Source organism: Streptomyces sodiiphilus, from assembly GCF_039529215.1.
In the GTDB taxonomy this organism is placed as follows: domain Bacteria; phylum Actinomycetota; class Actinomycetes; order Streptomycetales; family Streptomycetaceae; genus Streptomyces; species Streptomyces sodiiphilus.
On sequence record NZ_BAAAMJ010000015.1, the window covers coordinates 149,126 to 162,715 of the forward strand.

Sequence of the window (13,590 nt, forward strand, 5' to 3'; positions counted from 1 at the left end):
ATTCAATCGAGCCATGCCTCTCGGGGCATCACCACGGGAGGCGGACAGCGCCGCGGCGACGGTGCGCCATCGGGTGTCGCCGCGCGGCCGGAGGCCGCGGGCGTTTCCGTGGTTCGGCCGGGCAGGCCGAGGGCACGGTACGCGGGCCGCTTCCTCTCCAGGCCGGCCCCGGCGGCCCTACGATGGCGGGCATGAACACGCGCCGGGTTTCCGCAGCTGCGCATGATGCGCAGGAGGACGAGGACCGGCTGGAGGTCGCCGTCTCGGTCCTGGGCCTGCTCGCGGACCGGACACGCCTGGCCATCATGCGGCACCTGAGCGGCGGCGAGGCGGACGTGACCACCCTCACCGAGGCCACCGGCGCGGCCCGCCCGGCGGTCAGCCAGCACCTGGCCAAACTGCGCCTGGCAGGGCTGGTCACCACACGCAAAGAGGGCCGGCGGGTCGTCTACACCCTGCGCCACGGCCATCTGCGACGGCTGGTGGACGAGGCCATGAACGTCGCCGACCATCACGTCCGGTCCCTGCCGCCGCACGACTGACGCACGCCGTGGACGCCCCGGCCAACAGCCCGACCAATAGGTGCACACGTGCGCACCTATTGATTATTCTGTGGGGACATCGCCGCCGAGTCCGCCGGAACGGGGTTGCCGATGCTCTCGCCGCTGCGTCACCGCGTCTACCGCCGCCTGCTCGCCGCCCAGGTCATCGCCCTCGCAGGCACCGGCCTGGCCACCGTCGCGCTCGGCCTGCTCGCCTACGACCTGGCCGGGAGCGATGCCACCGCCGTGCTCGGCACCGCACTCGCGATCAAGATGGCCGCCTACGTCTGTCTCGCGCCGCTCGCCGGCGCCCTCGCCGACCGGGTGTCCCGCCGCGCCCTGCTGGTGACCATGGACCTGATGCGGGGCGCCGCCGCTCTCGCGCTGCCCTTCGTCACCCAGATCTGGCAGATCTACCTGCTGATCCTGCTGCTCCAGGCCGCCTCGGCCCTCTTCACTCCCACCTTCCAGGCCACCCTCCCCGACATCCTCCCCGACGAGCGCGACTACACCGGAGCGCTCTCCCTCTCGCGGATCGCCTACGACCTGGAAAGCCTCTTCTCCCCCGCCCTGGCCGCCGCCCTGCTGACCCTCGTCACCTACGACTGGCTCTTCACCGGAACGACGCTCGGGTTTCTCGCCTCGGCCGCCCTCGTCGTCTCCGTCGCACTCCCCCGGCCGGCCGCCGGGCCGACGCGGGAAACCGGCGGCTTCCGCGGCAAGGCCTCTCTGGGCACCCGCCTGTTCCTCACGACCGCCCGCCTGCGCGCCCTGCTGGCCCTCAATATGGCGGTCGCCGCGGCCGGAGCCATGGTCTTCGTCAACACCGTCGTCCTCGTCCGCGACCACTTCGGCCGCCCCGACACCGCCGTCGCTCTCGCCCTCGGCGCCTACGGCACCGGTTCCCTCGTCACCGCCACCTTGCTTCCCCGCCTCCTGGGCAGCCGCGGCGACCGTGCCGTCATGCTGTCCGCCGCCCTCGGCCTGCCTCCCCTGGCCGCCGCCGTCGCCGTGCTCACCGCCGCCTCGCCTCAGCCCTGGACCTGGTGGGGCCTCCTGGCCGCCTGGACCGCTACCGGCGCGGCCACCTCCGCCGTTCTCACCCCGGCCGGCCGCGTGATCCGCCGCTCCGCCGCCGACAGCCACCTCCCGGCCGTCTTCGCCGCCCAGTTCTCCCTCTCCCACGCCTGCTGGCTCCTCACCTATCCCCTCGCCGGCTGGCTCGGCGCCACCGCCGGCTTCCCCGCCACCGCCACCGTGCTCGCCGCGCTGGCCCTGGCCGCCGCACTCACCGCCGCCGGGCTGTGGCCCGGCCCTCGCCCCATGCGGGGTGCCCCTGCACGGCGCGAAGTGCTGCTGAGGGAGAACGCGCCCTGAATGCCGGTTCCACTGCGGCCCTCACGACCGGACGGTGATCCGGAACAGCACCGAAAGTTTTCGGGATCAGTTGCCCGGACCTCCCCGTGGAACGTGGAGCGCCTCCGCGAGATCGCCACTCGGCCTCTGATGACAGGCGTCTGAACTGGGACTACTTGATCTCGCGGAAAGAAGGGCGAAAGTCGGGGTTCCGGTAACCTTGCGGTAACCGTTGACAGTCCGGCAACACCGCCGCAACATTGTCATGACACCGACACCCACCGTCGTCGTCAGTCCGGGGTCTTGCCGTTGACCTGGTGCGCCGGTTCGCGCGGCCGCGAGCGAACCGGTCCAGCCCTCACCGCGTTGCCGGACTCCGACGCGCCGTCGGCGTCACCTTGGGTCCCCACAGGCCGGCCGGGAGCACCACACCGGCCTTGGCCTCCCACATGCCTTCACAAGGAGGAAGCATGGACAAGGACAACGCCCCCGACAGCCCGATCAGCCGCAGGCTGCTCCTCGGAGGTGCCGGCGCCCTGGCTCTGGGCGCGTCCGCGGCGATGCTGCCCGCCACCGCCAGGGCGGACGTGAGCGCCCAGCAGACCATCGTCGACAACCAGGAGGGCACCCACAACGGGTACTACTTCTCGTTCTGGACCGACGCCCACCGGACCGTCTCCATGACCATGGGGAACGGCGGCAACTACAGCACCCAGTGGAGCAACACCGGCAACTTCGTCTGCGGCAAGGGCTGGCGCAACGGCAGCCGGCGGAACGTGAGCTACTCGGGGAGCTTCAACCCGTCCGGCAACGGCTACCTGTGCCTCTACGGCTGGACGTCCAACCCGCTCGTGGAGTACTACATCGTCGACAGCTGGGGCACCTACCGGCCCACCGGCGACTACCGCGGCAACGTCCACAGCGACGGCGGCACCTACGACATCTACCACACGATGCGGTACAACGCCCCCTCCGTCGAGGGCACCCGGACCTTCGCCCAGTACTGGAGCGTCCGCCAGCAGCGCCGGGTGGGCGGCACCATCAACACCGGCAACCACTTCGACGCGTGGAACCGCGCCGGGATGAACCTGGGCAGCTTCAACTACTACATGATCATGGCGACCGAGGGCTACCAGAGCAGCGGCAACTCCAACATCACGGTCCACTGACGGCGGTACCCCCCGCAGCGAGGACTGGTCTCCCCGCACATGATCACCCGCCTGTGGCACGCCGGTGTGCCGTGCCACAGGTGGGCTTCACCTGTGCCCGGCGGGGGAGGGTGCCGACGGCGTGTCCGGTCCGTCCGGAGGAGCGGGTGAGAGCGGCGCCGGGCGGGGAACCCGGACGGCAGCGCCCGCCAGTGGCCGTCGCCGTCCGTCAGGAGACCCGCATGTCCCTTCCCGTTCTGTTCGGTGCGAACGTCGATCCGGTGTCCTCCCCCGTCGGGCGGACGGGCGAGCAGGCAGCGCTCATCGACAGCCTGGGCCTGGACCTCCTCACCCTTCAGGACCACCCCTATCAGGCGGCGTTCGACGACACCTGGACGCTGCTCAGCTTCCTCGCGGCGCGGACGGAGCACGTCACGCTGGTCCCCACGGTCGCCTCGCTCCCGCTGCGCCCGCCCGCCGTGCTGGCGAAGGCCGCCGCCACCCTGGACCGGCTGACCGGCGGCCGGGTTCACCTCGGCCTGGGAGCCGGCGCGTTCTGGGACGCCATCGAGGCCATGGGCGGACCGCGCCGCCGGCCCCGGGAGGCGGTCGACGCGCTGGACGAGGCGATCAGCGTGATCCGCGCGATGTGGAGCGGTGAGCGCAGCGTCCGCTTCCGGGGGGATCACTACTCCGTCGCCGGTGTCCGGCCGGGAGCGGCGCCCCGCCGGGACCTGGGGCTCTGGCTGGGGTCCTACGGACCGCGCATGCTCGCGCTGACCGGCGCGCGGGCCGACGGGTGGCTGCCCTCGCACGCCTTCCTCGGGCTGGACGACCTGCCCGCGGCCGTCCGGCGGCTCGACGCCGCCGCCGAGGAGGCGGGACGGGATCCGGCGTCGATCCGCAAGGTCTACAACATCGCGGGGCTGGTCCGGTCCTCCTCCGACGGGCCGTTCCGGGGCCCGGCCGGCCGGTGGACCGGTCAACTGGTCGCTCTGGTGCGGGAGACCGGCATGAACGGCTTCGTCATCTGGCCGGAGGACGACCACGACCGGCAGATCCGCGTGTTCGCCGCCGAGGTCGTCCCGGCGGTCCGGGAAGCCCTGCGGCGGGAGGGCTGAACGCCGGCCGGGCGCGTCCGGCGGCGGAACCCGGGGGTGCCGCCGCCGGAGCGTCGCTCACCGGAACGGGGTCAGGGCAACTGCCGGTCCGGTGCCACGGCGAAGCCGGCGTTCGGGCGCCAGCCGGAGGAGTCCAGCCAGGCGGCTCTCCGGTGCGTCCAGTCGCGCATGAAGTCCACCTGTCCCTGCCAGGTCGGGGCGGTCGGGGTGAAGAAGAACCCGATCATCGGCTGGGTGAGGTTGGGCCACTTCTGGAAGTTGCGCTGGGCGCCGTTGGTGAGGGGCGAGGCCAGGCTGTTGATGCGGGCGTTGATCTGCTGGTCGGACAGGATGCCCTGCCGAAGCTGACGCCAGCGGGTGTCTACCCGCTGGACGAACGACGGGTCGTCCATCAGCCGGACGAACCAGTCGTTGGCGACGGGCTGCCTGACCTCCTGGAACTGCCAGCCCCTGATCTCGGTGTTGTTGAAGAACCCGCCGGTGCCGAAGGTGAGGTCGTAGTCCCACAGCGGTCCGGCGACGATCTTCTCGTTGCGGTCCTTGTGGAAGTAGGAACTGCGGATGTAGGCGTCCATGTCGCGGGACAACTCGGCGATGATGATCTGGTCCACGAAGGAGCCGACATCGATGTAGGCGGGATAGCCGGTCTGCGGATGGGACGGATCGGGCCCGCGCAACGCGTCGTGGAACTCTTTCAGATGCTGCCCCAGCCATTGCATCTGCTGGGAGTTGGGGGACTTCGGCCTCTTGATCTCCAGGTCGCGCCAGCAGTCCCAGCCGCCGCCCGGACAGTGCAGGATCGGCTCCTCGGCCGCGAACCACTCGAACTTGAAGATGTAGCCGCCCGAGATCTCCGGGAGCGTGGTGTCGCTCTTCCTGAGCTTCTCGATGTCGATGCGGTCCGGCCCGTCCTTGATGGTCTCGACGAGCATGTAGACGCCCTGGTAGTCGTCGGGCGACACCGGCTGCGAGTCGAGGTTCAGGTAGAGCTCGAAGAACGCGAAGCGGGGGGTCTCCATCCCCATGTCGCGGCCCAGGCTGTAGACGAACGCGTCGCGGATCAGCGCCTTGTCGGAGAACGGCCCGCGCAGTACCCAGTCCGCCTCGGCCGGCATGCCGAGCATCGGATAGGCCGCGTCGTCGTTGTCGTTGTCCCACAGCTCCAGGCGGTAGGGCGCCTTCTCGAACTCGGCGGAGGACTGCCCGCGCAGGCGGAAGCCGGCCCGGGTGGCCACCGTGGGGGTGGCGGAGAGCGAGGCGGTGCCGCCCTGCGGCTCCATCACCATGGTGGAGACGTCCCGGTACTCGCGGCCCGGCTTCCCGCCGCCGTAGGCGTCCATCACCATGACCGGCAGGTCGTGGGTGGCGTCGAAGGAACGGGCCGTGTACAGGGCGGTTCCCGGGTCCCCGGAGGGGGCCCCGCCCACGAACGCCCGGGCGCGCAGCTGAGTGGTGGTCCGGAACTCCAGGGGGCCTGTGTAGACCGGCGAGGACGCGGTGGGCAGCCGGCCGTCGGTGGTGTAGCGGATCTCCGCGTCGCTCACCGTGGTGCTCAGGGAGACGGAGATCTGTCCCCGGAAGGTCCGGCTGGACTCGGAGAAGACGATGTCACCGGTCAGGTCGGCCTGTTGGGCGGCGATGATCTCGCCATCGGCATCGGCATCGGGTGCGGGGCCGGTTCCGCCGACGGCCGCGGCCGGCTCGCCGGAGACCGTGACGGCCGGCGGTGGCGCCGCCCCGGTGCCGGAGTCCGCACCCGCGGTGCCCGTCATCAGGAGAGAAACCGCGGCCAGCAGGCCCACCGCGGTCATCCGTTTCGTTCTCACTGCAACACCTCTTGTCCATGACGCGACGAAGCGGCAGGCGACGTCGGCTGCCGCTGTGGGGGATCGGCACGTTGCGCGGCGGGTCTATCCGCGACTGCCGGCTGTGCGGGCTTCCGCCCGGTCCGTCACCGCGTCCGGCAGATCCCGGGAGGGGATCCGGGCGGGCGGCTCGGTCCGGAGTGTGGAGGACGGGAACTCCCGGCGCAGCGTGCGCCGCCACGGCCCGGAGGGCAGGTGCGGACGGAGCGCGGCCAGGCCGGTCGCGTACTTGGAGATGCGGCTGGGACGGTGGTGGAGGCGCCACAGCAGCCGGTCCGCCTGCGAGGCGGTGGAGCCCGTCTTGGTCTCCACCACGGCCAGCGAGGGCAGGTGGATCCGGTGGGTGTCGTCCTGCCACATCAGGTCGGTGTCGATGGTGACGCGGCTGTTGGTGTCCGGAAGGTAGAGGGTGGTACGGCGGTACCGGGTCGTCAGGGTCGGAACGAAAGCGAACCGTTCACGCCCGGCGACCTGGTGCTCGGCCAGGGTCGCGTCGACGAAGGGCCGTCCGGGCGCCAGCGTCCCGTGGTCGTCCGGATGGTAGGGCAGCCGCTGCTTGACCGTGCTGCCCCGGGTGCCGCGGACCTTCACCTCCAGCCAGCACTCGGACGACTGCTCGTAGAGCCGGGTGCGTATCTTGAACCGGCGGCGCCGCCGGCGGGCCGTCAGCAGGTAGCTGACCAGGTCGGGGGTGTCGAAGTACAGCGACCGGTAGGCGAAGCTCCGGTCGTCGTCGATCTCCAGCACCCTGGTCCCGGCCGGCAGCCGGCGCAGCAGGGTACGGACGGTGTCGACCGGGAGGACGTACTTGCGGTCCACCCGGGTCTGCAGCAGAGCACGGGAGACCAGCTCCTCCAGTCCGATCGGGGGCAGGCCGGCCAGCGCGGCACCGAGACGGGCGTGGCTCATGACCGCATCACCACCGGGGCGGCGTCGCCGACGGCCGGTGTGCCGACGCCGGCCGTGGCGCGGGTGCCGGGCACGCTGCGGAACCGCACGTCCACCACGGTGGTGTCGTTGACCAGGTCGACCCGCTGCACGATGGCCGAGTGGACCGGTGCGCCCAGGACGTTCTCGAGGTGGGCGACGAGCGAGGCGTGGTCGGGGAACGCCGCGTCCAGGACCATCACCTGCCGGCGGTAACGGCGCAGCAGCCGCGGATGGTCACCCACGTAGAGCATCGCGAGGATCAGCACCATCAGGCCGCCGGAGCGCCAGACGTTGTCGGTCTCCAGTGCGCCCAGGATGCCGAGGGCCAGCGCGGAGAAGTAGTAGGCGACCTCGTGCTGGTCGAGCTCCGAGGAGCGGAGCCGGATGATCGACAGCACGCCGAAGAGGGCCAGACCCAGACCGACCCCCGTGTTGCCGCCGACCGAGCTCAGCGAGGCGGCCACCGCGACCACCCCGACGTTGACCCCGAGGTAGGCCACCACCATCTCCCGGCGCCTGTGGCGGGGAAAGTACAGGCCGAAGACCAGGAGTGTCACTGCAACGATATTGCAGGCGAATAGTGCCAGTTGCGTCATGCCGGATCCTTCCAGTGGCTGAGCAGCATCCCCCCGGTGAACAGGCGCCGACTCGTTGGTTAAAAGGCGGTAAAAGTGACCCCGCGGTCACCGCCACTTACTTCCCGCCGATCACGGTTCCGGAAAGTTGCCTGGTCACGGCCGCAAAGCACGCGGCGGCGCAATCCTTCCGGCTTCCGGCAGGTGCACCATCGTGCCAGCTCAGCGGCCGGTTCCCGGCCGACGGCGGGGAGCGGCGGTCACGAGGGCCGCGGCTGACCGGAAGTACAGCTCACTCCGGTGACTACCGAAAGGTTTCCGGTACAGAGGGACGCACGGAGAGAGCCGGGAGGTCATGGTGAACGCCTGCTCAGCGCGGGGGAAGCGACCCTCCGAAGAACACACAGGGAGCCTCCGAAGCCTGCCGGTCGACGGGCGGCAGGCACTCGGACCTCCGATAATTTTCGGTACGGGAGGCACACAGGGGGCGGGACGGAGGGGACAGGCGCCGCCACCTCTACCCGACAGGGACGCACGAGCCTCGGCGGGAAGTCTTCCGGAACGCACACACGCACGCCCAAATATGCCGGAGCAATCGTTGAACCCGGTACAACTTACCCCGGACAATCCTCGTTCTCCTTTCCCCTCACCTTCACCCCTCCAACCGCTTGCGGAAACGGTGAGAACCGCATGGAGATTGTGAAGGAGATCATCCCGCCTCTCGCTGCGAGCGCGGACCGGACGGAAGGGGAAATCTCCACGGGCATGACCGGTGGCGGAACGGCGAGGAACTCCGGGAAAGGAGTCGTTCACCGTTCTCCGCCTCCACGACGGCCCATGCCGGCAGACCGCCACGGAACCGCAGACGGCGCGACCGGGTCCCTATACAGTGCGGAAATCGTCCGACGTCAGAACGGGGGGCCGGCATGGCTCTGTTCGGTAACGCTCACACGGTGGACCCGGCCGCGGCTCAGCAGGACTACGCCCGGCTGCTCGGCCAGGGCGAGCAGGTACACGCGGCGTTCCTGCTGATACGCGACACGATCCTCTTCACCGACCGTCGGCTCATCCTGGTGGACAAACAGGGAATAACCGGCAAGAAGGTCGAGTACCACTCCATCCCCTACCGGTCCATCACCCACTACGCGGTGGAGACCGCCGGAACCTTCGACCTCGACGCGGAGCTCAAGATCTGGATCTCGGGCCATCCCACTCCGGTCGAGAAGACCTTCACCAAGGGCGTCGACATCTACGAGGTACAGGCCATCCTGACCCAGTTCGTCACCGGGTAGCTCTCGAGGAGGGCCGGGGGCGCGGCAGCACCGCGGGAAAGCCGAAGGCCCGTACGGCACCCCGGCCCACTGACGGCGCCTGACGGCACCCGACGGCGCCGAGATGGCGCCATCCGGCGCCACGCGATGCCAAATGGCGCCACGCGAGGCGCCCTCATCGACCCGGCGCAGCCGACGCCGCAAGGCCACGACACCCGCGCCACCTGTCGTTTCGAGCCCCTTCCGGCCTGCTCGAGGATGGGAGCACCCACGGGGTTGCACTTGGCGCCACAGTGATGCCATCATGGCGCCATGGATCTCACTCCGTATGTCGACACCCTCCGCCGAGAACTCGCGGTGGCCGCCGAAGCCGGCGGGCAGGAAGCCCGCGAGCTGACCGAGCGGCTCACCGGCCCCCTGGAGTCGGCGGCGCGGCTGGCCATGCTCAATGTGCTCTCCGCCGCGATGGACGAGGTCACCCGCGAACTCGCCCCGGGCTCGGTCGACGTACGGCTGCGGGGGCTGGATCCCGACTTCGTGGTGACACCGCCACCTGCCGAGGACGGTGTCCCGGAGCCGGCCGCACCCGTCGAACCGCCCCCCGCGGCCCCGGCCGACGGAGAGGAGGGGGGCACGGCCCGCGTCAACCTTCGCCTGCCGGCACACCTCAAGGCCCGGGCCGAGGAAGCCGCGAGCCGCCAGGGCCTGTCGGTCAACGCCTGGCTGGTGCGGGCCGTGTCGGCAGCGGTCGACGGCCGCACCCGGCCGGACACCTCGGGACGGACCCACTCCGTCGGCCAGAGCTTCACGGGCTGGGTGCGCTAGCCCGCCCGGACCACTTCCCCCCCAACCATCACCGACACCACGTCCCACCAGCGAGGACGTTTCCGACACCCATGAGGACGGGACAGCCATGCCTTCTTTCGACACCCCCGGACCGATCTCGGCCACGGCGCACGTGGAAGCCGGTTCCCTCCGGTTCACCGCGGGCGACCGGCTCGACACCGTCGTCGGGGTGCGGCCCCGCGACCCCGGCCAGCCCCAGGACCTGCGGGCGGCCGAACAGACCGAGATCGCCTTCGCCGACGGCACCCTGACCGTCAGGACCCCCAAGCAGCGTCATCTGTTCGGCCGCACCGGCACCGTCGACGTGACGATCGAACTGCCCACCGGGTCGCACATCGACATGACCGGCGGCTGGGTCCAGGTGCTCGGCGAGGGCCGGCTCGGCGACGTCCACGTGAAGACGTCCTCGGGTGATGTGCGCCTGGACACGACCGGTCCGCTGCGGCTGGCGGCCTCGCACGGCTCGATCACCGTGGACCGGGTGCGGGGCAAGGCCGAGATCACCACCAGTTCCGGCAGCCTGCGCGTCGGCCTCGTCGACGGCCCCGCCGTCCTGAAGAACTCCCACGGCACCACGACCGTCGGCGCCGCGACCGGTGATCTGCGGGTGAGCGGCTCCAACGGTGACATCGACATCGCACGCGCCGAGGCATCGGTCGTCGCCACGACCGCCCACGGCACCCTGCGCCTGGGTGAAGTGGTGCGCGGCAACGTCGAGTTGAAGACCGCCTACGGAGCCATCGAGGTCGGCGTCCGCGAGGGCTCCGCCGCCTGGCTCGACGTCGTCTCGGAGTCGGGACAGGTGCGCAACGCGCTCACCGCGTCCGAGGCCCCCGAGAAGGCGACGGAGACCGTCGAGGTCCGGGCCCGGACCCGGCACGGCAACATCGACATTCTCCGCGCCCGGCCCTGAACACCGCCGCCACCGCCCCGCCCCGCCCGCTCGTCCTCAAGGGAGGAATCATGAGCTCATCTGTCATGCCCACATCAGCTCCACCGGACGCTCAGCCGCCGGCCGCCGTCTCCGCCGTCGGTCTGCGCAAGTCGTACGGCGACACAACCGTGCTCGGCGGAATCGATCTGCGCATCCCGGCCGGCTCGGTGTTCGCCCTGCTCGGGCCCAACGGCGCGGGCAAGACCACCACCGTGAAGATCCTGTCCACGCTCGTCACCGCCGACGGCGGCCGGGCCCAGGTCGCGGGCCACGACATCGCCGTCTCCCCGGACGGGGTACGCGCGGCCATAGGCGTCACCGGGCAGTTCTCCGCCGTGGACGGACTGATCACCGGCGAGGAGAACATGCTCCTCATGGCGGACCTGCACCACCTGCCCCGGAGCGAGGGCCGCCGGGTCACCGCCGGCCTGCTGGAGCGCTTCGGCCTCGACGACGCCGCGAAACAGCCCGCCGACACCTACTCCGGCGGCATGAGGCGCCGCCTGGACCTCGCCATGACCCTGGTCGGCAGCCCGCGGATCATCTTCCTCGACGAACCCACCACCGGCCTCGACCCCCGCAACCGGCACACCATGTGGCAGACCGTCCGCGAGCTGGTCTCCGACGGCGTCACCGTCCTCCTCACCACCCAGTACCTGGAGGAGGCCGACCAACTCGCCGACCGCATCGCCGTGCTCCACGACGGCAGGATCGCCGCCGAGGGGAGCCCCGACGAACTGAAGCGGCTCGTCCCCGGCGGGCACGTCCGGCTGCGCTTCACCGACCCGGCCGCCTACCGGTCCGCCGCCTCCGCCCTGCGCGAAGCCGTCCTCGACGACAAGGCACTGGCCCTGCGGATGCCCGGCGACGGCAGCCCCCGCGCCCTGCGCTCCCTCCTCGGCCGGCTCGACTCCGCCGGCGTCGAGGCGGACGAGCTCACCGTGCACACCCCCGACCTCGACGACGTGTTCTTCGCCCTGACCGGCAGCACCGGCCGGCCCGGACAGAAAGGCGGGGCCGCCCGATGAGCTCCCTCTCCTCAGCCGTACGCGACTCGCACACGATGCTGCGGCGGAATCTGCTGCACGCGCGGCGCTACCCGTCCATGACGCTCAACCTCCTGCTCACGCCGATCATGCTGCTGCTCCTCTTCGTCCATGTCTTCGGAGACGTGATGAGCGCGGGCATCGGTGGTGGCGCCGACCGCTCCGAGTACCTCGCCTACCTCGTGCCGGGCATCTGGATGATGACCATCGGCAGCACCGTGATCGGGACCGCGGTGTCCGTCTCCAACGACATGACCCTGGGCATCGTCGCCCGCTTCCGCACGATGGCCATCCACCGCGGATCGGTGATCACCGGGCATGTCCTCGGCGGCGTGCTGCGCAGCGTGCTGAGCGTGGTCCTCGTCGGCGCCGTCGCGGTGGCCGTCGGCTTCAGGTCCACGGACGCCACCGCCACGGAGTGGATCGCGGCGTTCGGACTGGTCGTGCTGGTCTCCCTGGCCCTCACCTGGATCGCCGTCGGCATGGGCATCGTCAGCCCGAACGCCGAGGCGGCCAGCAACAACGCACTGCCGCTGATCGTCCTGCCGCTCGTCTCCAGCGCGTTCGTCCCGGTCGAGTCGATGCCCGGCTGGTTCCAGCCGATCGCCGCGTACCAGCCGTTCACCCCCGCCATCGAGACCCTGCGCGGCCTCCTCCTCGGCACCGGGATCGGCAACAACGGCTGGATCGCCGTCGCCTGGTGCCTGGCCCTGACCGTGCTCGGATTCCTCTGGTCGAAGGCGGCCTTCGACCGGGGTCCGAATTAGCCGGAAACGAGCCCGCCCGGAAGGGGCGGCGTACTCCGGCACCGCGCCGGAGCGCGCCGCCGGGCCGCGTTCACCGCGCGGCCGGCTGCGGTCAGGACGTCAGATGCCCGGCCACCACCGCGGCGGCCTCCGCCACCAGCACGTCGTCGTATCCGGCGTCCTGCTCGTCACGGCTCGACAGGACGGCCATCACCAAGGGCTCCCCGTCCTCGGGCCACACCACGGCGATGTTGTTGCGGGTGCCGTACTCCCCCGCACCGCTCTTGTCGGCGACCCTCCAGCCGTCGGGCATCCCGGCCTGGATGAGGTTGGCTCCGGTGGTGTTCGTCAGCATCCAGTCCGCGAGGATCTCCCGCTCCTCGTCGCCCAGGACATCTCCCAGCAGGAACATCTCCAGGGTGGTGGCCAGGGCCCGGGGCGTGCTGGTGTCGCGGGTGTCGCCGGGCACCGCCTCGTTCAGCTCCGTCTCGTAGCGGTTCATCCGGATGACCTCGTCGCCCAGCTCCCGCAGCTCCCCGCCGAGCGCCTCCGGCCCGCCGAGCGCGTCGAACACCAGGTTGGTCGCGGTGTTGTCGCTGTGCCGGACAGCCGCCTCGCTCAGGTCGCGCAGGCTCATCCCCTCCTCGACGTGTTCCTCCGTCACCGGTGACCAGGGAACCAGGTCCTCGGAGGTGTACGTGATCACGTCGTCGATCCGGTCCGGGAAGAAGTCCCGCAGCACGATGCCCGCCGCGAAGGGCTTGAACGTGGAGGCGTAGGCGAAGCGTTCGTCCGCCCGGTGGGTGATCTCCTCCCCGGAGCCGGTGTCGAGCACGTACACGCCCAGCCGCGCCTCGAACTTCTCCTCCAGCCGCTCGAACTCCTCGGCCAGGTGGTCGGGAGCGGCGGTCTGCGCGGAGTCCGGGGCCGCGGGTGGTGGAGCCGTGTCCTGGCCGCAGGCGGCCAGCGGGACGAGCACGAGGACGCCGAGCGCCCGCAGGGCGACGCGTCGGGCCAGGGAAAGAGGTGCCATTCGGGCCTCCGGGAGTCGTGAGGACTGCCCGCCGGGAGTGCCGTGCGGGCAGGCGCGGCCGGGGGTTCCGCGCGGAGACGCGACCCGGCCGCGCGGCCATCCTGGGACCGGCGGCCCCATGCGGTCCAAGACCGTTGTGTGTGGTTCGATGCTGATCCGGCATGGATGATCCTGCGG

The 13,590-nt window shown here is 70.8% G+C and carries 13 protein-coding genes; 9 read left to right on the top strand and 4 right to left on the bottom strand.

Annotated elements, in window-relative coordinates:
* Nucleotides 1-191 precede the first annotated feature (191 nt).
* The 4 genes from ABD299_RS09180 (at nt 192) to ABD299_RS09195 (ending at nt 4,167) form a co-directional block, all read left to right on the top strand.
* Complete coding sequence (locus ABD299_RS09180; RefSeq protein ID WP_344260258.1) at nt 192-542, top strand: ArsR/SmtB family transcription factor; 351 nt, start codon at nt 192-194, stop codon at nt 540-542.
* Between the two features lie 111 nt (nt 543-653).
* Nucleotides 654-1,919, top strand: coding sequence for an MFS transporter (locus tag ABD299_RS09185; protein WP_344260259.1), 1,266 nt, complete (start codon nt 654-656; stop codon nt 1,917-1,919).
* A gap of 449 nt (nt 1,920-2,368) precedes the next feature.
* Nucleotides 2,369-3,067: a glycoside hydrolase family 11 protein gene (locus tag ABD299_RS09190; RefSeq protein ID WP_344260261.1), complete on the top strand. Its 699-nt coding sequence runs from the start codon at nt 2,369-2,371 to the stop codon at nt 3,065-3,067.
* 221 nt (nt 3,068-3,288) lie between these two features.
* Entirely contained in the window at nt 3,289-4,167 is an 879-nt protein-coding gene (locus ABD299_RS09195; protein ID WP_344260263.1) for an LLM class flavin-dependent oxidoreductase, read from the top strand.
* Nucleotides 4,168-4,238: 71 nt separating this feature from the next.
* Here ABD299_RS09195 and ABD299_RS09200 read toward each other — a convergent pair whose 3' ends face one another.
* The 3 genes from ABD299_RS09200 to ABD299_RS09210 all read right to left on the bottom strand — a co-directional run bounded on the left by ABD299_RS09200 (nt 4,239) and on the right by ABD299_RS09210 (nt 7,558).
* Nucleotides 4,239-5,993 (bottom strand): CotH kinase family protein, encoded by a 1,755-nt coding sequence (locus ABD299_RS09200; RefSeq protein ID WP_344260265.1) that lies wholly within the window; start codon nt 5,991-5,993, stop codon nt 4,239-4,241.
* An 84-nt stretch (nt 5,994-6,077) separates the two neighbouring features.
* The gene (locus ABD299_RS09205; protein WP_344260267.1) at nt 6,078-6,941 is read right to left on the bottom strand and encodes a polyphosphate polymerase domain-containing protein; all 864 of its coding nucleotides are present in this window, start codon (nt 6,939-6,941) and stop codon (nt 6,078-6,080) included.
* Nucleotides 6,938-7,558, bottom strand: a complete 621-nt coding sequence (locus ABD299_RS09210; RefSeq protein WP_344260269.1) for a DUF4956 domain-containing protein — start codon at nt 7,556-7,558, stop codon at nt 6,938-6,940. Before ABD299_RS09210 ends, ABD299_RS09205 begins: the two co-directional genes overlap by 4 nt.
* A gap of 905 nt (nt 7,559-8,463) precedes the next feature.
* Here ABD299_RS09210 and ABD299_RS09215 point away from each other — a divergent pair.
* From ABD299_RS09215 to ABD299_RS09235, 5 genes are all read left to right on the top strand, one after another.
* On the top strand, nt 8,464-8,829 hold the full coding sequence (locus tag ABD299_RS09215) for a PH domain-containing protein (RefSeq protein WP_344260271.1): 366 nt from the start codon (nt 8,464-8,466) through the stop codon (nt 8,827-8,829).
* 291 nt (nt 8,830-9,120) lie between these two features.
* Nucleotides 9,121-9,633 carry a toxin-antitoxin system HicB family antitoxin gene (locus ABD299_RS09220; protein ID WP_344260273.1) on the top strand — a complete coding sequence of 171 codons (513 nt, stop codon included), beginning with the start codon at nt 9,121-9,123 and terminating at the stop codon, nt 9,631-9,633.
* 88 nt (nt 9,634-9,721) lie between these two features.
* Complete coding sequence (locus ABD299_RS09225) at nt 9,722-10,567, top strand: DUF4097 family beta strand repeat-containing protein (protein WP_344260275.1); 846 nt, start codon at nt 9,722-9,724, stop codon at nt 10,565-10,567.
* A 65-nt stretch (nt 10,568-10,632) separates the two neighbouring features.
* Entirely contained in the window at nt 10,633-11,616 is a 984-nt protein-coding gene (locus ABD299_RS09230; protein ID WP_344260451.1) for an ATP-binding cassette domain-containing protein, read from the top strand.
* A complete protein-coding gene (locus ABD299_RS09235; RefSeq protein ID WP_344260277.1) occupies nt 11,613-12,401 on the top strand; it encodes an ABC transporter permease in 789 nt (262 codons plus the stop codon). Before ABD299_RS09230 ends, ABD299_RS09235 begins: the two co-directional genes overlap by 4 nt.
* A gap of 91 nt (nt 12,402-12,492) precedes the next feature.
* Here the strand turns inward: ABD299_RS09235 and bla are convergent, their stop codons facing one another.
* Complete coding sequence (bla, locus tag ABD299_RS09240; RefSeq protein ID WP_344260279.1) at nt 12,493-13,413, bottom strand: class A beta-lactamase; 921 nt, start codon at nt 13,411-13,413, stop codon at nt 12,493-12,495.
* Nucleotides 13,414-13,590: the final 177 nt, after the last annotated feature.